Origin of the sequence: Methylosinus sp. sav-2 (genome assembly GCF_004366495.1) — a bacterium.
In the GTDB taxonomy this organism is placed as follows: Bacteria; Pseudomonadota; Alphaproteobacteria; order Rhizobiales; family Beijerinckiaceae; genus Methylosinus.
Genome location: NZ_SOEJ01000001.1, coordinates 322667 through 339854, shown reverse-complemented (window position 1 = coordinate 339854; position 17188 = coordinate 322667). Strand labels below are relative to the sequence as shown.

Genomic DNA, 17188 nt, shown 5'->3' with positions numbered 1-17188 from the left:
CATCAAAAACATTCTCGCAAAAATGAGTGCCAAGATGCAGTTCCGAGTCCTCGCCCTTCTGCTCGCGACCACGACGGCGCTGACGCCGATCGCGGTGGGCGCCCAGGCGATCTTCACGACAGCGCCGCAAGAGCAGCTGTTTCATCTGAAAGTCGACAGGCCGAGGCCGGCGATTTCCGGCCTCCAGCCGATCATGCCCGCGCGTTTCGCCGCGCGCGAGCCGTCTCGTATCGCCGCGGTGGAGCCGCCCGTCGCATCGACGCGGGCGCCATCGATCGCGCCGTCGCCATCGCCTGCTTCTGTCGCGCCCGTCGCATCGCGGCCCGCCGTCGCCGGCGCCATGCTGCGGCATCTCACCAATAATATTCAGGGCTATCGTCTCGCCGGCGAGATCGGTTCCTCGGAATGGCCGATCTATGTCACCGAGGCGCAGGCCGCGCGCCGTCTGCAATTTCGCATCGGCTATCTCGCCGCCGTGTCGGTGATGCCGGAGGCCTCCGCGCTGACTCTGACCATCAATGATCAGACGATCGGCGACACGCAGATTCGCGCGGTGCAGGAGGTGGAGACCATCGTCTTCGACATTCCGCCGGGCGTGATGCGGCCGGGCTTCAACTCCGTGCGCATCGCGACGAGCCAGCGTCATCGCGTCGATTGCTCGCTCGAGGCCACGTACGAATTGTGGACGCAGATCGATCCGACCGAGACCGGCCTGGTGCTGCCGGAGGATGACGCCGGCGTCACCAGCATTTCCGATCTCGGCGCGCTGCCGCCGGATGAGCAAGGCGCGCTGCCGATCCGCGCCGTGCTCGGCGTCAACGCCAAATCTTTCGAGATCGAGCGCATGCTGCGCGCGGCGCAGGCCATCTCGCTCGCCGGGCGTTTCGAGCAGCCGGTGGTCGACGCAGGCCCTGCGGCGAGCGGACGTTACGGCGTCAATCTCTTCGTCGGTCCCGCGTCGGAGCTGGTCGGCCGCGTCGATCTCTCGCGCGTCGGCCCCATAGACGAGCCGCGCGCCTTCGTGCTGCCGGCCGCGCCCGGGCGCCGCGTCAGCATCGTCGTGACCGGCGCGACATCGGCGCAAGTGGACGAGGCGATCCGTCGTCTCTCTGTCTCGCCCGCGCCCAAGGGCTCGCCGCAAGGCTTGCGCGCATCGGCCGCTTTTCCCGGCTATCGGCTCGACGGCGGACGCAAGGTGAAGCTGCGCGATCTCGGCGTCGCCAGCGAAGAGTTCACCGGCCATCTCTATCGCGCCGCCTTCAACATCGTCATGCCGCCGGACTTTTATGCTGCCGATTACGGCAATGCGCTGCTGCGCCTCGCCGGCGGCTATGCGGCCGGGCTCGACTCCAATGCGCAGATCGTCGTCAAGGTCGACGAGCGCACGGCGGTGAGCCTCAATCTTCTGAAGGCCGCGGGCGATGTCTTCCGCGACAATCCGCTGCCGCTGCCGCTCGGCTTTCTCAAGCCCGGCCTCAATCGCATCGAGATAGAGGCGCATGTGCCGACGCGCCAGGACGCCGATTGCGATCCGCTGGCGGCGATGCGCGCGGCCAAGCGCTTTCTCTTCCTCGACGAGACGGAGATCGAGCTGCCGCCGATCGCGCGCATCGCGCGCATGCCCGATCTCGCGGTGACGGCGACCGGCGGCTTTCCCTATGCCGGCGCCAAGGGGCGGCCCAAGCTCTACATGCCCTCGCTCGATACGGATGCGGTGGGCGCGGCGGCGACGATCGTCGCGCATTTCGCCGTCGCCGCCGGACGCCCGATCGATTTCGAGATCGTCGATGCGCCGCCCGGCGAAGGGCAGGGACCGACGCTCGCCGTGGCGCCGCTCGATTCCTTCGACGCTGCGCTGCTGCAACGTCTCGACATGCCGGCCGACACTCTGCGCGAGGCCTGGGGGCCGCATCTGACCGCCGATCATCGCAAGGCGTCGGAGAAGCGGCTCTCGCCGCTCGAGATCGCCGCGCGCAATCGTTTCGTCCTGCAGCGCAATTTTCCCATGGCCTGCTATGCGCCGCGCAACATGCTCGACAAGACGATCACCGCGCAGGCGGGCGGCGCGACTGCTGCGCCGGCGCCGGGCGGCGAGCCGGAGCGCGTCGATTTCGCGCCTGTCGGCTCGGTGCGCAAAAGCATGGAGCGCGGCGAGGGCGAGCAGGATCTGCTGGAGGCCTGGCGCGACGATCTGCGCCGCGAGGGCCGCTGGGGCTATGGCGTCGTCGAGCGTCTGCGCGTCGCCGGCGTGTGGAGCGCGGCGCGCGTCGCCGATGCGGCGCAATGGCTGCGCGCGGGCTTCGAGGCGGAGGCGGCCGATCATGTCGCCACGCAGCAGGCCTCGCTGGCGATGAGCCAATCCATCCTCGGCGACACGGCGAAGGATGTCTGGACCGTCGTCACCGCGCCCAATGCGGCGACTTTGGCGGAGGCCTCCGCCTGTCTCGTCGATCCGCGCGTGTCGCGCCGCGTGCAGGGCCAGCTCGCCATGCTGGACATGAAGGACGCGAAAATGGTGGCGACGCCGGCCGAGAGCGCGCGCTTCATCGTCACGCGGCCGCTCTCCTTCGGCAATCTGAGGCTCATCGCCGCCGGCTGGATGTCGCTGCATCCCGGCGTCTATGTCGGCCTCTCCATTCTCATCGCCGCGCTCTTCGCCGCTTCCACCCTGTGGCTGACGCGCAATATCGGAAGGAGCTCGAGATGAGAATTGCGTCTCTCGCCGCGCCCGTTCTCGCGGCCCTCGGCCTCGCCATCGCGCTCGCGCCGGCCGCGCCGCGCGCCGAGCCGATAGCGGAAATCGCCGCGGTCATCGGCGCGCCGCTGTCGCTCGACGCGCATAAGATCAAGCTCGGCGGCGCGTTGCGCGCGCCGGAGGCTTGGACCGCCTATAAGAAGCGCTTCATCGCCGAGCAGGGCCGCGTCATCGACACGGCCAATGACCAAGTGAGCCACAGCGAGGGGCAGGGCTACGCCATGCTGCTCGCGGTGGCCGCCAATGACCGCGCCACATTCGATCGCCTGTGGGGCTGGACGCGCGCCAATCTCATGGTGCGCAATGACGAGCTGGTCGCCTGGCGCTTCGATCCGCAGCGTCGTCCCGCCGTCGGCGACATGAACAACGCCTCGGACGGCGATCTCCTCATCGCCTGGGCGCTGGCGGAGGCGGCGGAATATTGGGACGATCTGCCGCTGCGCATGGCGTCGCGGCGCATCGCCGTCGAGCTGTCGCGCAAGGTGGTGCTGTTCAAGACCAGGATGGGCGCGCTGCTGCTGCCGGCGGTCGCGGGCTTCAACGCCTCGGATCGCTCCGACGGGCCGGTGATCAATCTCTCCTATTACGTCTTCCCGGCCCTTGCGCGGCTCGACAGCGTCGCGCCGGAAGTCGATTGGGCGGGCCTCACCCAGACGGGTCTCGATTTGCTGGAAGCGTCGCGGCCGACGCCGCAGACTCTGCCCGCCGATTGGATCGCGCTCGAGGGCTGGCGTGCGCGGCCGGCCGAAGGCTTCGCGCCGGAGTTCGCCTATAACGCCGTGCGCATTCCGCTCTATCTCGCCTGGGCCGGCGTCGGCGAGCGCGCGCATTACGCGCCCTTCCTCGCCTGGGCGCAGCGCGCCAAGGAGGCGCCGCCGATCGTCGATGTCGCTTCCGGCAAGGAGGTCGGCCAGTTCGGCGGCAATGGCATAGCGTCGATCGCCGCGCTCGTCGCCTGCGTCGTCGACGGCGCCAAGCTGCCCGCCGATTTCGCCGCGCCCAAAGCCAATGAAGATTATTACCCCGCCACTCTGCATCTGCTGGCGCTGCTCGCCGCGCAAATGAGGTATTCGTCGTGTCTCGCCAAATGAGAGCCCTTATCCTCGCGGCCTGCGCCGTTTCCTTTGCGGCGGCTCCGCACGCGCACGCCCAAGGCGCCGCGCCCCAATCCATTCTGGCCGCGCCGGCGCCCGCCGCCGCGGCCTCCGAAAAGCCCGACGATCTCGCGCTGCGCTATTACGCATCGCTGGATCAGCGCGCGCGCGTGCGCGCCGAATTCTCGCGGCTGCGGCGGCTCTATCCCAATTTCGAGCCGCCGGCCGATCTCTACGGACCGCGTCGCGGCGATGTCGACGAGGCGGGATTGTGGGAGCTGTTCTCGAGCGACAGGCTCGACGAATTGCGCGAGAACATCGCCGCGCGCCGCAAGGACATGCCCGGCTGGCGTCCATCCGACGATCTCATTCAAAAGCTAAAGCAGAAGGAGCAGCGCAATCAGATCTTCGCATTCTGGCGCGAGGGGCGCTGGCTCGACATTGCCTCCTTCGCGCGCGACGGCCGCTTCTTCATCGCCAACGCCGATGCGGAGGCGCAATGGACGATCGCGGAAGCTTTTGCGCGCACCGGGCAGATCAATGAGGCGATCGAGGTCTATAAGGCGATCTTCGTCTCCAATGAGGACAAGCATATTCGTCTCGCCACCATGCAGAAGGCGATGGCCACGCTGCGTATGAACGATGTCGAGACGCTGCTGGTCGAGGCGCGCAAGAGCTCGAAAGGGCCGGAAGACGAATTCGCCGCTGTGGCCATCGACATCACCCGCGCGCGCATCGTCGCCGTGCTGCGCGACGAGCGCAAGGACGAGATTTCCGCCGACGAGCTGCAGCGCTTCGAGAATTTCGCCAAATTCACGCGCGAGCCGCAGCAGCTCGGCCTCGTCGCCTGGCTGCGATACAAGCGCCGCGATTTTCGTAACGCGCTCGAATCCTTCAAGGCGGCGATCGAGAATGGCGGCGACGCCATGATCGCGCATGGGCTCGCCCATACGCTGCGCGCGCTCGATCTGCGCCGCGAGGCGGAGGAGGTCTCCTACGCCTGGCGCGTTCCGCTGGTGAACAATGGCATTCTCTTTCTCGATTTGCTGGAGCGCGATCTCACGCAGGAGACTCCGCCATATCTGGAGCCGGCGCGCCTCGCCCGCTATGCGGCGGTGACGATCGAATCGGCCTCCGGCGAGGGCGCGCAGGGTCTCGGCTGGTACGCCTATAATTCCTGCCAGTTCGATGTGGCGCGCTTCTGGTTCGAGCGCGCGGTCGCCTGGTTTCCGAAGGAGGCGACGCTCTATGGCTATGTGCTGACGCTGAAGCGCCTGCGCAAGGACAAGGAGGCGCTGGAGCTCATCAACCGCTATGACGGGCTGTTCCCCAAGCTGGTCGAGCTGCTGTTCCCGGATGATTATTATCATCCGCCCTTCCCCTGCGACTCGCGCGTCGCCGCCAAGGCGCATGGGCCGGCGGTGAAAATGGCCGGCTATGTGGTGCCAGGGCCGGCCGGGCCGGCGCTCGCCGCCGAGCGCGACCGCCTGCGCGTCGAGGCCGAGAAGAAGGAGGCGACCACGCCGGACGCCGCCAAGGTGGCGGCGCAGGAGCAGCAGCGCGAGCGCGTGCTGAAAGCCGTGCGCGGCAGATTCCCGCTAGCGGTGACGGCGGAAAATCCGCTGCGCTTCGCGCCGCTGCCGCTGGTCGCCGCGCGCTCCGCCTCCGCCCAGCCGGCGCCGGTCGTAGCCGCCGCCGTTCCGGTCGGGCTGCGGACGGAGCCGCTCGGCGGCAAGGCGCCGCTGGTGGCGCGGCGCGTGCCCGGCGTCGGACCCATGCCCTCGGAGCGCTACGGCTTCATCCTCTCGCCCGGCTGGAACGCCGTCGATCTCGCGAGCTGGCCGCCGGCCTCCGAGCAGGTCGCGCCGACCGGCACGCAATGGGCCAATCAGGAGGCCGATCCGGCCTGGATCGGCCAGCAGAAGGCCGACGCCGCCACACAGCTCACGGCCAGCGCCGCCGAGCATGTCGCCACCGCCATGGCGCCGCGCAATCGCTATGGCGCCGCGCCGCCGCCGCCCGATCTCGCCGCGGTGCTTTCATTGCCCTCGTCCAAGCAGAGCCAGACCCGCTGAATTCGTTTTTCGGAGATTTCGTCATGAGCCATTTCTCGAGACATTCGCCCCCGCTGCTGCTGCTCGCGCTCGGCCTTTCCGCCTGCTCCCCGACGCGCGGCATTCTCGCCGTCGATACGACGCCGACCGGCGCCACCGCCGGACCGCCGCCGGCGCAGGGCGTCGAGGCGCGCAGCGGCGCGGCCTCCATTCTGGCGCTGCCGGCCGAGGCGCGCGTGCGCGGCGGCCTCGAGGAGCGCCGCTACGCCAATGGCTGGCGTCAGAGCGTCGCGCTCGACCGCGCCCTCATGGGCAAGGGCTGGAACGAGCTGACCATCGACATTCGCGCGGCCGCCGCCGGGAGCGGCCATGAGGGCGAGATCCCCATGGGCAGGCCGACCGAGGTCGGCGTGCGCCAGGAGCTGGCGCTGCGCTTTCCGACGACGCGCATGCGTATCGTCGCCAAGCCGCTGCATAATGAGCTCGGACCCTTCGGCCTCGCCGTGGGGCCGGGACCGGAAGGGACGCGCTGCGCCTTCGCCTGGCAATGGGTCGATGATTTGCGCGCCGTGGCCCGCCCGGACGCCGCCGCTACGACCATCGTCCGGGGCGACGAGATTCCCGCCTCGATCCGCATGCGCCTCTGCCGCAAGGGCGTCACCGAGCAGCAATTCGCCGAATGGTTCGCGCGACTGCGCGCCACCGAGGCCGCCAATGTGGAGCGCGTCGTCGACGCCGCCCGCAGCGGCGTCGATACGCCCACGCCTCCGCCCGCCGCTGGCGAGCGTCCCGCGGCGCCGGCGACGGTGGCGAGCATCGCCGGTCCGGCGAAGCGGCCGCCGGTCCATAAGGCCAAGGCGCGGCCTCTCCATCGCCATGAGGAGACGACGACCGAGGTTCGCCGCTACAGCGAGCCGGCCAAGCCGATGGAAACAAAGCCGGTGGAGACACGGGCGGCGGCGGTTCATTTCGACCCCGGCCTACCGCCCCAGGCCTTCGCCGGCCCGCCCAAGCCCGCGGCGCGGTGAGAGGCCGCAGAGGCGGGCCTAAGACGATTGCCGGAGACGCCCAAGGCCTTGACACTCTCCTCTCGGCCGCCGATGTTGCCGAACAAATTGTTCGGCATATCGAACAGGAGAGAAGAATTTGGCCAATGCGCTTCCAGCCATAGAGACGTTGTCCTCTTCGGACCCGCTCAATGGGCGCATCGTCGAGTTCCCGCTGGACCGGCCGCTCCTCACCGATGGGGGCGGCTGCGTCGCGCCTTTGACGATCGCTTATCAGACCTATGGCGAGCTGAACGCCCAGCGTTCCAACGCCATTCTGCTGTGCCATGCGCTGACCGGCGACCAGCACGCCGCCAATGTGCATCCGCTGACCGGCAAGCCCGGCTGGTGGGATGTGATGGTCGGCCCCGGCAAGCCCTTCGACACGGAGCGCTATTTTATCGTCAGCTCCAATGTCGTCGGCGGCTGCCTCGGCACATCGGGTCCGTCCTCGATCAATCCCACGACGGGCCACGCCTATGGCCTCGATTTTCCGGTCGTCACCATTCGCGACATGGTGCGCGCGCAGGCGATGCTGATCGATCACCTCGGGATAGACCAGCTCTTCTGCGTCGCCGGCGGCTCCATGGGCGGCATGCAGGTTCTGCAATGGGCGGCGAGCTATCCAGAGCGCGTCTTCTCCGCCATGCCGATCGCCACCGCGCCCAAGCATTCGTCGCAGAATATCGCGTTTCACGAGGTCGGCCGGCAGGCGGTGATGGCCGATCCCGATTGGCGCGGCGGGCGTTATCTCGAGCAGGGCGTGCGGCCGGAGAAGGGCCTCGCCGTCGCGCGCATGGCCGCGCATATCACCTATCTCTCGGAGCCGGCTCTGCAACGCAAGTTCGGCCGCAAGCTGCAGGATCGCGCGGCGCCGACCTTCTCCTTCGACGCGGATTTTCAGATCGAGAATTATCTGCGTCACCAGGGCATGGCCTTCGTCGATCGCTTCGACGCCAACTCCTATCTCTATGTCACGCGCGCCTGCGATTATTTCGATCTCGCGGCCGATTACGGCGGCTCGCTGGCGCAGGCGTTCAAGGGCACGACGACGCGCTTTTGCGTCGTCTCCTTCAACACCGACTGGCTCTATCCGACCTCCGCTTCGCGCGCCATCGTGCATGCGCTCAACGCCGGCGGCGCCTCGGTCTCCTTCGTCGAGATCGACAGCGACAAAGGCCATGACGCATTTCTCGTCTATGAGCCGGATTTCATTGCGACGACGCGCGGATTTCTGGAGGCGGCCGCTGCGGCGCGCGGCCTGCCGCGCGCCGAGGAGGCTTAGCCGATGAACGCTCCCATCTTTCCTCAGAGCGCGCAGGAACGCCCCGTTCGTCTCGATCTCGCCGCCGTCGCGGCGATGGTCGCGCCGGGCAGCCGCGTGCTCGACGTCGGCTGCGGCGATGGCGCGCTGCTGAAATTGCTGGCCGAGACCAAGCAGGTGGACGGACGCGGCGTGGAATTGTCGCAGCGCGGCGTCAATGATTGCGTGGCCAAAGGCTTGTCGGTGATTCAAGGCGACGCCGACACCGATCTGCGCGACTATCCGACCGACGGATTCGATTATGTGATTCTGTCGCAGACGCTGCAGGCGACGCATCATCCGCGTCAGGTGCTGGTCGACATGCTGCGAATCGGTCGGCGCGCGATCGTGTCCTTCCCCAATTTCGGACATTGGAAAGTGCGGCTGTCGCTGCTGGCCAAAGGCCGCATGCCGCAGACCACGACGCTGGCGCACGCCTGGTACGACACGCCCAACATACATCTCTGCACGATCAGGGATTTCGTCGATCTCGTCGAAGCGCTGGGGGCGCATATCGAACGCGGCGCGGCGCTGGATCACGCCGGCGCGCCCATCCGCGTGAACGCGCCTTGGTGGGTGTGGAATCTCTTCGGCGCGCAGGCGATCTTCCTGCTCGAGCGCGATCCGCCGAAAAAAATATCGCTCATCGCTGCAAAAAATACTTAGGCGATTGAATCTCGCGGGGCTCGGCGTCTGCGCAATAATGCCGAGACTCCACGCTCTCTCTTTTTCATGCAGCGCCGCGCAAATCACGAAAAGTCCAGAAATCAAAGGCGGATCGCGGCGTTTTACGAGCGCTCGCGGAGGCGGAGCGCGCGCTTCATGCGACTTCCTGTCCAAGAGCGAGCGCTTTCCCAGGGGGAAGCTTCGCGATAGATTGCGTACAATGACCGATGAACGCGCCGATTTGCGCGGAAAAGTCGGCGACCGCGGGAGCGCGCTAATGCTGGAGCCGCCGTCTCTTAGAGGCGTGCCGATGTTTGCGACTGTCGATGCGCAGTCGATGCAGCGGCTCACCCGCGATGCGAAATTAGAACAATTCGAAGATGGTCAGACGATTTTTCGTCAAGGCGATCACGCGCTTCATGTGGCGATCGTGCTCGACGGATTCGTGAAGCTGATGCGCACCGCCTCCTGCGGCGACGAGACTCTCATCAATATCTGCAATATCGGCGAGACTCTCTTCGAGGCGCTGAGCCCGGACGGCGAGAGCTATCGCGTCGGCGCGGAAGCAGTTGGACCGACGCAGCTCATAAAGCTCTCCGCGCCGCGATTTCGTTTCATGCTGCGTGAATCCCCTTCGCTCGCATCGGCGGTGATCGAGGAGACCGCGCGCAAATTGGGCGGGCTGATCGGCGAGATCGAATCGCTCAAAGGCCAGACCGCCGAGCAGCGGCTCGCACGCTTCCTGCTAACGCTGTGTCCGCCGAATGTCGAAAGCTGCAGCCTGCGCTTGCCTTATGACAAGCGGCTCATCGCCGCGCGGCTCGGCGTCAAGCAGGAGACATTGTCGCGCGCTTTCGCCAAGCTGCGCGAGATCGGCGTGCGCACGGAGACGCGCGACGTCACCATTGAGAATGTCGCGCGTCTGTCGATCGAATGTTGCGGCGGCGAGCGCGAGCCCACTCTGCCCTCCGAGCGGCGCGATCTGATCGAGAGCCGTGGCGCGCTCGCCTGAGCTTCGCCGCCTTCGCGCCATGATTTCGGCCCCGCATGCCGCAATTCTCCGCCCCTCGCGCGCAAGGCGCGAAGCTCGGAAGGAATTGCGCATGAAACGGATTTTCGCGACCGCTCTTTTCATTCTCGCGGCCGATGGCGCCGCCCTTGCCGCCTCCACGACGGACGGCGCCGGCGCCTTGTCGCTCGCCGCCCTCGCCGGCAAGCATTCGCCGGCGGTGAAGCCCGCCGAGAAGGCGGCGCTCGGCAAGCTCGCCGACGGACATGCGAAGGTCGCTTTTCCCAAGGGCAAGACGATAGAGGTGGTCGTCGATTCGATCAGCTGCCGCGCGAGCAATGTGGACATTACGCAGCATGCATGCGAGCTGACGTTCGGCCAGAAGAAGGTCCAGCTCTCCGGCCGCCTCGCGCATGAGATATACGCGACGCTGCTGGAAGTGGGCGTGCCGCCCGACGGCGCAGCCGGAACGATTTATGCTGCGGCGTCCGCTCTCGACTGCACGGTCGATCCGGATGAGGTGGCGCAAAAGGCCGGCGGCGGGGCGCAGTGCAAATATGAGCCGCCGAAGTGAGCGGCGAAGGAGGTCAGGTGAGCCAGCCGGAAACGACGGTCTATGTGTGCACTGTCTGCCGAGCCAAGGATGATCCGGAGGTGCGTCCGGGCCATGCGCTGCTCGAGGCGCTCGGCGCGCGCCTCACCGCGGAGGATCGCGCGATCGTCGCGGCGGAGCCGGTGGAGTGTCTCGGCGTGTGCTCGCGCCCCTGCACCGTGGCCATGGCCGCCCGCGGCAAGTGGACCTATGTGCTGGGCGATTTCGACAATGTCGCCGATGTTGACGATCTCATCGAAGCGGCGCGCCGCTATACGGCGTCGGAAACCGGCCTGGTGCCGAAGAAGGATCGGCCGGACGCCATGCGCAAGGGGATAATCTCGCGCACGCCGCCGGCGCCGAAGGGGTGAGCGAATAGCGAAATAGCGAGTAGCGAATAGTTTTTGCTACTCGCTATTCGCTACTCTCTATTCGCCCTTTTTCGCCCGCGCGATCGCTTCATTGATGATCTTGTGGGCCGCTTCCGCGTCGCCCCAGCCGGCCGCCTCGACCCATTTGCCGGGCTCGAGGTCCTTGTAATGGGCGAAGAAATGCTCGATCTGCCGAGTCGTGATCTCCGGCAGGTCGGTGTAGTTCTGCACCTTGTCGTAGCGCTTGGTCAGCTTGGGCGCGGGCACGGCGATGATCTTCTCGTCGCCGCCGGCCTCGTCGCGCATGTAGAGCACGCCGATCGGGCGCACGGCGATCAGCGCGCCGGGCGCGATCGGCCGCGTATTGGCGACCAGCACGTCGCAGGGGTCGCCATCTTCCGACAGAGTGTGCGGGATGAAGCCGTAATTGCCGGGATAGCGCATCGACGTATAGAGGAATCGGTCGACGACGAGCGTTCCCGAGGCTTTGTCGAGCTCATATTTGATCGGCTCGCCGCCGAGCGGCACTTCGATCACGACATTGACTTCGAATGGAGGATTCGCGCCGATTTCAATGGCGTCGAGACGCATCTAGCAGCTCCTGACAGTGGGAAAAGTCAGCGGACGGGCGCGGAGACGAATCCGAAGGCGACGCGCGCCAACATGTCTTCGCCGAAGCGCTCTTCCGCGCGGCGGACGGTGAGGCCGCCGAGCCGGCGATAAAAGGCGAGAGCCTTGTCATTATCGGCCAAGGCCCAGACGATGGTGGAGAGATAGCCATGCGCGGCGAGCTCCTGCCGCGCGGCGTTGAACAGGCGTCGGCCGAAGCCGAGGCCCTGATATTCGGGCAGCAGATAGATCTCGAAGATCTCGCCCGAGTAAGGCATGGAGGGCACGCGATTGCGGCCGTAGGTGACGTAGCCGACGACGTCCTGGTCGAACTCCAGCACCAGAATGCCGCTGCCCCGCACGATCGCCCGCGCCCACCATTGCGGCCCGCGGCGGGCGATCATGCGCTCGAGCTCCCCGCCCGGAATGACGCCGCGATAGGCGTCCCGCCAGGAGGCGTCGTGCACATGCGTGATCGCCTCGGCGTCGCCGGGTCCAGCATGGCGAATGAGGGTGGTGGTCTCGACCATGGCTCCGATGTTAGGTCCCGAGGGCCTGTTTGGGCAAGAGCCGGGCGCCGACAAAGCGAACAAAAATAAAAGATCGCGGCGCCGAAATGACCGAATCGGCGCCGCCTCCCTTGCGGCTCAAGACAATAGGCCGGTGGCGGCGCCCACGAGCAGAACCACGCCGATGAAGGCCCGGTAGACGACGAAGGGCCAGGTGGAGAAACGCTCCAGAAAACGCATCAGTCCCCATATGGCCGCGAAGGCCGAAACGGAGGCGACGACGAGGCCGACCGCCAGCACCGACCAGCCATGGCCGTCGAGATGCGCCTTGTGCAGCTCATAGAGCTCCTTGAGGCCGGCGAGGGTGATGGCCGGCAGGCCGAGCAGGAAGGAGAATTGCGCCGCCTGCTCGCGCTTGAGGTCTAGGAACAGGGCCGCGGTCAAGGTGGAGCCGGAGCGCGAGACGCCCGGCACCAGCGCGCCCACCTGGGCGAAGCCGACGACCAGGGCATCCTTCAGGCTCACATGGTCCAGCGTGCGGGAGTGGTTGCAATAGAGCTCGGCGATGGCGAGCAGCGCCGCCATGACGATGCAGGAGATGCCGATGACCGGCAGCGAGCGCAGCGGCGAGCCGCAGGCGTTCAGCACGCCAGAGAGCGCGATGCCGGCGAGGCCGATGGGAATGGTGGCGAGGACGATCCAGATGAGGAAGCGGAAGTTCCAATCGCTGAAATCGCGCCGCAGCGCCGCATGGACGGAGCCGAAGGCGATCCCGCGAATATCCTTCCAGAAATAGCTGACCACGGCGGCCAAAGCGGCGAGCTGCATGGCGGCCGAGAACGCCGAGCCCGGGTCCTTCCAGCCGAGCAGCGCCGGCACGATCCGCATATGCGCCGTGGAGGAAATGGGGAGAAGCTCGGTGATGCCCTGCACGACGCCGAGCGCCGCCACTTTCGCATAGCCGAGCTCGACGAAGCCGGTATCGAGACCTGAAGTGCAAGCCAAGGCCATGAAACGCTCTCCGAAACGAGGCCCAAGGCCGCGCCGAAAGGGCGCGAATCGCCCCCGCGCGGCGGTTACGGTCTTGTCTCAGACAGATGGTTAAGGATTGCTCACGGCTCCGGCGTCAGGCGGCGTCATAATAGGCGCGATACCAGTCGACGAAGGCCGAGACGCCCTCCTCCACCGAGGTCTGCGGGCGAAAGCCGGTCAGCCGTTCGAGCAGCGAGCAATCGGCGAAGGTGCGGGGGGCGTCGCCCTTCTGCATCTCGAGATAGTTGCGGACCGCCGTCTTGCCCAATTTGCGCTCGATCGCCTCGATGAAATCGAGCAGGCCCACGGGCTCGCCGCGCCCGATGTTGACGATGCGGAACGGGGCGACCGGCGAGACGGATGCGTCCGCGCCGATCTGCGGCGCGCGGTCGACGAGGCGCAGGATCGCCTCGACGAGATCGCCGACATAGGTGAAATCGCGCTGCATCTTGCCGTGATTGTAGATGTCGATCGGCCGGCCCTTCTCGATGGCGTCGACGAATTTGAACAGCGCCATATCCGGCCGGCCCCAGGGGCCGTAGACGGTGAAGAAGCGGAACATGGTCGTCGGAATGGACCACAGATGCGCATAGGAATGCGCCATCGCCTCATTGGCCTTTTTCGTCGCCGCATAGAGCGTCAGCGGAAAATCGGCGCGCTCGCTCTCCAAAAAGGGCACGTCCTGATTGCCGCCATAGACGGAGCTGGTGGAGGCCATCAGCAGATGGCGAACGCCCTGCAGCCGCGCCAGCTCGAGAACATTGAAGCCGCCGACGAGATTGGCGTCCACATAGGCGCGCGGGTTCTCGAGGCTGTAGCGAACGCCCGCCTGCGCCGCGAGATGGACGATGACCTCCGGCTCCGCCGCCGTGACGGCGCGGGTCAGCGCCTCCATATCCTCGAGCATGGCGATATGGGGGCGAAACGCTTCGAAGCCAGCGAGCCGGGCGTGGCGCGCCTCTTTCAGCGTCACATCGTAATAAGGCGTGAGCCCGTCGAAGCCATCGACCCTGTGGCCGAGCTCGAGCAGGCGCTGTGCGAGATGGAAGCCGATGAATCCGGCCGTGCCGGTCACGAAGACGCGCATGAGCCCGCTCTCGTTGGAGACGGGCAACCTCTGGCGGAAAAGCCCCGCCGCTGTCAACTTCCGGCGACGTACGGGCCTTCCGCGACCACGCCGCCCCTCACGCAAAAAGCCGGTTTTCACTTCCGCCCAAAAGGCGCTAAACATCGCGCCGAGCATTTTTCTCTAGCGGGACCGATCACCCATGGCGCGGCAGTTCATCTATCATATGCAGGGTCTCACCAAGACCTATCCGGGCGGCAAGAAGGTCCTCGACAATGTCCATTTGTCCTTCTACCCGGACGCGAAGATCGGCGTTCTCGGCGTCAACGGCGCCGGTAAATCGACATTGCTGCGCATCATGGGCGGCATGGACAAGGAGTATACTGGCGAGGGCTTCGTCGCCGAGGGCGCGCGCGTCGGCTATCTGCCGCAGGAGCCGCAGCTCGATCCAGAGCTCGACGTGCGCGGCAATGTGATGCTCGGCGTCGCCGACAAGAAGGCCATTCTCGATCGCTACAATGATCTCGCGGTGAATTATTCCGACGAGACCGCCGACGAGATGACCCGCCTGCAGGACGAGATCGAGGCCAAGGGCCTCTGGGATCTCGACAGCCAGGTGGATCAGGCCATGGAGGCGCTCGGCTGCGCGGCCGACGACGCCGACGTCACCAAGCTTTCCGGCGGCGAGCGGCGCCGCGTGGCGCTGTGCCGCCTGCTGCTCGAGCAGCCGGAAATGCTGCTGCTCGACGAGCCGACCAACCATCTCGACGCCGAGACGGTGAACTGGCTCGAGGGACATTTGCGCAATTATCCGGGCGCGATCCTCATCGTCACCCATGACCGCTACTTCCTCGACAATGTCACCGGCTGGATTCTCGAGCTCGATCGCGGCCGCGGCATTCCCTACGAAGGCAATTACACCAGCTGGCTGAAGCAGAAGCAGAAGCGCCTCGCGCAGGAGAACAGCGAGGACAAGGCCCGCCAGCGCGCCCTCGAGGCGGAGAGCGAGTGGATCGCCGCCTCGCCCAAGGCCCGCCAGGCCAAATCCAAGGCGCGTATCCAGCGTTATGAGGATCTCGTCGCCAAGCAGAACGAGAAGGCGCCGACGACGGCGCAGATCGTCATTCCGGTGGCCGAGCGCCTCGGCGACAATGTCATCGCCTTCGATCATTTGTCGAAGGGCTTCGGCGATCATCTCTTGATCGACGATCTCTCCTTCAAGCTGCCGCCGGGCGGCATCGTCGGCGTGATCGGCCCCAACGGCGCCGGCAAGACGACCTTGTTCCGCATGATCACGGGCCAGGAGAAGCCGGACAAGGGCTCCATCACGGTCGGCGACAGCGTGCAGCTCGGCTATGTCGACCAATCGCGCGACGCGCTCGAGGACAAGAAGACCGTGTGGGAAGAGATTTCCGGCGGCAATGACATCATCTATCTCGGCAAGCGCGAGATCAACTCACGCGCCTATTGCGGCGCCTTCAACTTCAAGGGAACCGACCAGCAGAAGAAGGTCGGCATGCTGTCGGGTGGCGAGCGCAACCGCGTGCATCTAGCCAAGATTTTGAAGCAGGGCGCCAATGTTCTGCTGCTCGACGAGCCGACCAACGACCTCGATGTCGACACGCTGCGCGCGCTGGAAGAAGCGCTGGTGGATTACGCCGGCTGCGCGGTCATCATCTCGCATGACCGCTTCTTCCTCGACCGCATCGCCACGCACATGCTCGCCTTCGAGGGCGATTCGCATGTGGAGTGGTTCGAGGGCAATTTCGCCGATTACGAGGAGGACAAGAAGCGTCGCCTCGGAATCGACAGCGTCATTCCGCATCGGCTGAAATATAAGAAATTCTCGCGCTGAGGCCCTCTCCCCGGCCCTCCCCCGCTGCGCGGAAGAGGGCTTTTGCGAAGGCGTGCTACGGTTTCCGCGTGAATGCCACGCATTCCCGCATGGTCGTCATTGCGAGGAGCGGAGCGACGAAGCAATCCAGAACCGCCCCACGGCTCTGGATTGCTTCTCTTCGCTCGCAATGACAGCTGTGCGGTCGTCGCTTTTTCGAGCGAAGAATCAGATGGAAACCCTATGATGAGTGGCGAGCGCATTCTTCACGCAGGCTCTCGGCCCTTTGCGCGCGCCGGCCGCGGCGTCTCCTCGACCGGCGGCTCCACGACGCCGCGGCAAATATCGACGATTTCGCGCCGCAGCCATGCGTGCGCCGGCTCGCGATCTTGCAGCGAGTGCCAGACCATCAGCAGATCATAGGTCGGGAACTCGATCGGTATCTCCAATATTCGCAGCGGCGCGAGACGCACGAAATGCTCGGCGATGCGCAGCGGCAATGAGAAGACGAGATCGCTGCTCGCCACGATCCAGGGCGCAGATAGAAAATTCGGCACGACGAGCGAGACCTTGCGCGCGAGGCCGCGGCGCTCCAGCCAGTCGTCGATGATTCCCGTGCCCGCCTCGCGCCGCGACATCAGCATATGTCGCGCCGCGACGAATTGCTCGAGCGTCGGCTCATCGGTCGGAAAATCAGGATGGTCGCGGCGCACTAGAGCGACGATGCGATCCGTGTAGAGCCGCTCGCGCCGGACATAGGGCGTCGAATCCAGGATCACGTCGAAGCCGATGACGAGATCGACATCGCCGGCGTCCGCCGCCTCGCGCAGCGAGCCGGAGGTCTGCACCAGATGGATCTCCACATTGGGCGCCTGCCGGCTCACCGATTTCATCAGCGGCGGCAGCAGGCAGAACTCGACATAATCATTCGTCGCGATCGTGAAGCGCCGCTGCGTCGTCGCCGGCGAAAACTCCTTCGAGCCGCGGATCACCTGCTCGACCTCGTTCAAGATGGAAGCGACCGGCTCCACCAGGGCGAGCGCGCGCTGGGTCGGCTTCATGCCCTGCGGCGTCTTCACCAGCACCGGATCGTCGAGCTGCTGCCGCAATCGCTGCAGCACATGGCTCATCGCCGATTGGGTGATGAACATCTTCTGCGCCGCGCGCGACACATTGCGCTCCTCCATCAGAAAATTGAAGGCGACGAGGAGATTGAGATCGAAGTTCCGCAGCTCGGTCATATGTCCG

The 17188-nt window shown here is 66.0% G+C and carries 15 protein-coding genes; 10 read left to right on the top strand and 5 right to left on the bottom strand.

The genetic code is table 11. The features are described from left to right. The first annotated feature begins 34 nt into the window (after positions 1-34). The 9 genes from EDE12_RS01605 to EDE12_RS01565 all read left to right on the top strand — a co-directional run bounded on the left by EDE12_RS01605 (position 35) and on the right by EDE12_RS01565 (position 10890). A complete protein-coding gene (locus EDE12_RS01605) occupies positions 35-2707 on the top strand; it encodes a cellulose biosynthesis cyclic di-GMP-binding regulatory protein BcsB (RefSeq protein ID WP_026599906.1) in 2673 nt (890 codons plus the stop codon). Then, on the top strand, positions 2704-3846 hold the full coding sequence (locus EDE12_RS01600) for a glycosyl hydrolase family 8 (RefSeq protein ID WP_026599907.1): 1143 nt from the start codon (positions 2704-2706) through the stop codon (positions 3844-3846). The genes EDE12_RS01605 and EDE12_RS01600 overlap by 4 nt, the downstream gene beginning before the upstream one ends. Continuing rightward, positions 3843-5924: a hypothetical protein gene (locus EDE12_RS01595; RefSeq protein WP_051592613.1), complete on the top strand. Its 2082-nt coding sequence runs from the start codon at positions 3843-3845 to the stop codon at positions 5922-5924. Before EDE12_RS01600 ends, EDE12_RS01595 begins: the two co-directional genes overlap by 4 nt. Positions 5925-5947: 23 nt before the next feature. Further along, positions 5948-6931 (top strand): cellulose biosynthesis protein BcsN, encoded by a 984-nt coding sequence (gene bcsN / locus EDE12_RS01590; RefSeq protein WP_026599908.1) that lies wholly within the window; start codon positions 5948-5950, stop codon positions 6929-6931. Positions 6932-7070: 139 nt separating this feature from the next. Beyond that, positions 7071-8234, top strand: a complete 1164-nt coding sequence (locus EDE12_RS01585; RefSeq protein WP_245267427.1) for a homoserine O-acetyltransferase — start codon at positions 7071-7073, stop codon at positions 8232-8234. A 3-nt stretch (positions 8235-8237) separates the two neighbouring features. Further along, the gene (metW, locus tag EDE12_RS01580; RefSeq protein WP_024878323.1) at positions 8238-8918 is read left to right on the top strand and encodes a methionine biosynthesis protein MetW; all 681 of its coding nucleotides are present in this window, start codon (positions 8238-8240) and stop codon (positions 8916-8918) included. A 310-nt stretch (positions 8919-9228) separates the two neighbouring features. Beyond that, positions 9229-9930, top strand: a complete 702-nt coding sequence (locus EDE12_RS01575) for a cyclic nucleotide-binding domain-containing protein (protein WP_026599909.1) — start codon at positions 9229-9231, stop codon at positions 9928-9930. 91 nt (positions 9931-10021) lie between these two features. Then, positions 10022-10501 carry a hypothetical protein gene (locus EDE12_RS01570; RefSeq protein ID WP_026599910.1) on the top strand — a complete coding sequence of 160 codons (480 nt, stop codon included), beginning with the start codon at positions 10022-10024 and terminating at the stop codon, positions 10499-10501. 17 nt (positions 10502-10518) lie between these two features. After that, positions 10519-10890 carry a DUF1636 domain-containing protein gene (locus tag EDE12_RS01565; RefSeq protein ID WP_026599911.1) on the top strand — a complete coding sequence of 124 codons (372 nt, stop codon included), beginning with the start codon at positions 10519-10521 and terminating at the stop codon, positions 10888-10890. A 57-nt stretch (positions 10891-10947) separates the two neighbouring features. Here EDE12_RS01565 and ppa read toward each other — a convergent pair whose 3' ends face one another. The 4 genes from ppa to EDE12_RS01545 all read right to left on the bottom strand — a co-directional run bounded on the left by ppa (position 10948) and on the right by EDE12_RS01545 (position 14127). Beyond that, complete coding sequence (gene ppa, locus EDE12_RS01560; protein ID WP_024878327.1) at positions 10948-11481, bottom strand: inorganic diphosphatase; 534 nt, start codon at positions 11479-11481, stop codon at positions 10948-10950. Positions 11482-11507: 26 nt separating this feature from the next. Beyond that, positions 11508-12029 carry a GNAT family N-acetyltransferase gene (locus EDE12_RS01555; RefSeq protein ID WP_024878328.1) on the bottom strand — a complete coding sequence of 174 codons (522 nt, stop codon included), beginning with the start codon at positions 12027-12029 and terminating at the stop codon, positions 11508-11510. A 117-nt stretch (positions 12030-12146) separates the two neighbouring features. Continuing rightward, a complete protein-coding gene (locus tag EDE12_RS01550; RefSeq protein WP_024878329.1) occupies positions 12147-13019 on the bottom strand; it encodes an undecaprenyl-diphosphate phosphatase in 873 nt (290 codons plus the stop codon). Between the two features lie 115 nt (positions 13020-13134). Further along, positions 13135-14127, bottom strand: coding sequence for an NAD-dependent epimerase/dehydratase family protein (locus EDE12_RS01545; RefSeq protein WP_026599912.1), 993 nt, complete (start codon positions 14125-14127; stop codon positions 13135-13137). A 181-nt stretch (positions 14128-14308) separates the two neighbouring features. Here EDE12_RS01545 and ettA point away from each other — a divergent pair, with 181 nt between their 5' ends. Then, a complete protein-coding gene (ettA, locus tag EDE12_RS01540) occupies positions 14309-15961 on the top strand; it encodes an energy-dependent translational throttle protein EttA (protein WP_024878331.1) in 1653 nt (550 codons plus the stop codon). Between the two features lie 245 nt (positions 15962-16206). Here the strand turns inward: ettA and EDE12_RS01535 are convergent, their stop codons facing one another. After that, on the bottom strand, positions 16207-17181 hold the full coding sequence (locus tag EDE12_RS01535) for a LysR family transcriptional regulator (protein ID WP_024878332.1): 975 nt from the start codon (positions 17179-17181) through the stop codon (positions 16207-16209). Between the last annotated feature and the right edge of the window lie 7 nt (positions 17182-17188).

What these genes read in the sequence shown, in the direction of transcription:
- EDE12_RS01570 (WP_026599910.1), top strand. Translation starts at nt 10,022, where the DNA reads ATGAAACGGATTTTCGCGACCGCTCTTTTCATTCTCGCGGCCGATGGC.
- EDE12_RS01605 (WP_026599906.1), top strand. Translation starts at nt 35, where the DNA reads ATGCAGTTCCGAGTCCTCGCCCTTCTGCTCGCGACCACGACGGCGCTG.
- ettA (WP_024878331.1), top strand. Translation starts at nt 14,309, where the DNA reads ATGGCGCGGCAGTTCATCTATCATATGCAGGGTCTCACCAAGACCTAT.
- EDE12_RS01545 (WP_026599912.1), bottom strand. Translation starts at nt 14,127, where the DNA reads ATGCGCGTCTTCGTGACCGGCACGGCCGGATTCATCGGCTTCCATCTC.
- bcsN (WP_026599908.1), top strand. Translation starts at nt 5,948, where the DNA reads ATGAGCCATTTCTCGAGACATTCGCCCCCGCTGCTGCTGCTCGCGCTC.
- EDE12_RS01550 (WP_024878329.1), bottom strand. Translation starts at nt 13,019, where the DNA reads ATGGCCTTGGCTTGCACTTCAGGTCTCGATACCGGCTTCGTCGAGCTC.
- EDE12_RS01575 (WP_026599909.1), top strand. Translation starts at nt 9,229, where the DNA reads ATGTTTGCGACTGTCGATGCGCAGTCGATGCAGCGGCTCACCCGCGAT.
- EDE12_RS01555 (WP_024878328.1), bottom strand. Translation starts at nt 12,029, where the DNA reads ATGGTCGAGACCACCACCCTCATTCGCCATGCTGGACCCGGCGACGCC.
- EDE12_RS01535 (WP_024878332.1), bottom strand. Translation starts at nt 17,181, where the DNA reads ATGACCGAGCTGCGGAACTTCGATCTCAATCTCCTCGTCGCCTTCAAT.
- metW (WP_024878323.1), top strand. Translation starts at nt 8,238, where the DNA reads ATGAACGCTCCCATCTTTCCTCAGAGCGCGCAGGAACGCCCCGTTCGT.
- EDE12_RS01600 (WP_026599907.1), top strand. Translation starts at nt 2,704, where the DNA reads ATGAGAATTGCGTCTCTCGCCGCGCCCGTTCTCGCGGCCCTCGGCCTC.
- ppa (WP_024878327.1), bottom strand. Translation starts at nt 11,481, where the DNA reads ATGCGTCTCGACGCCATTGAAATCGGCGCGAATCCTCCATTCGAAGTC.
- EDE12_RS01595 (WP_051592613.1), top strand. Translation starts at nt 3,843, where the DNA reads ATGAGAGCCCTTATCCTCGCGGCCTGCGCCGTTTCCTTTGCGGCGGCT.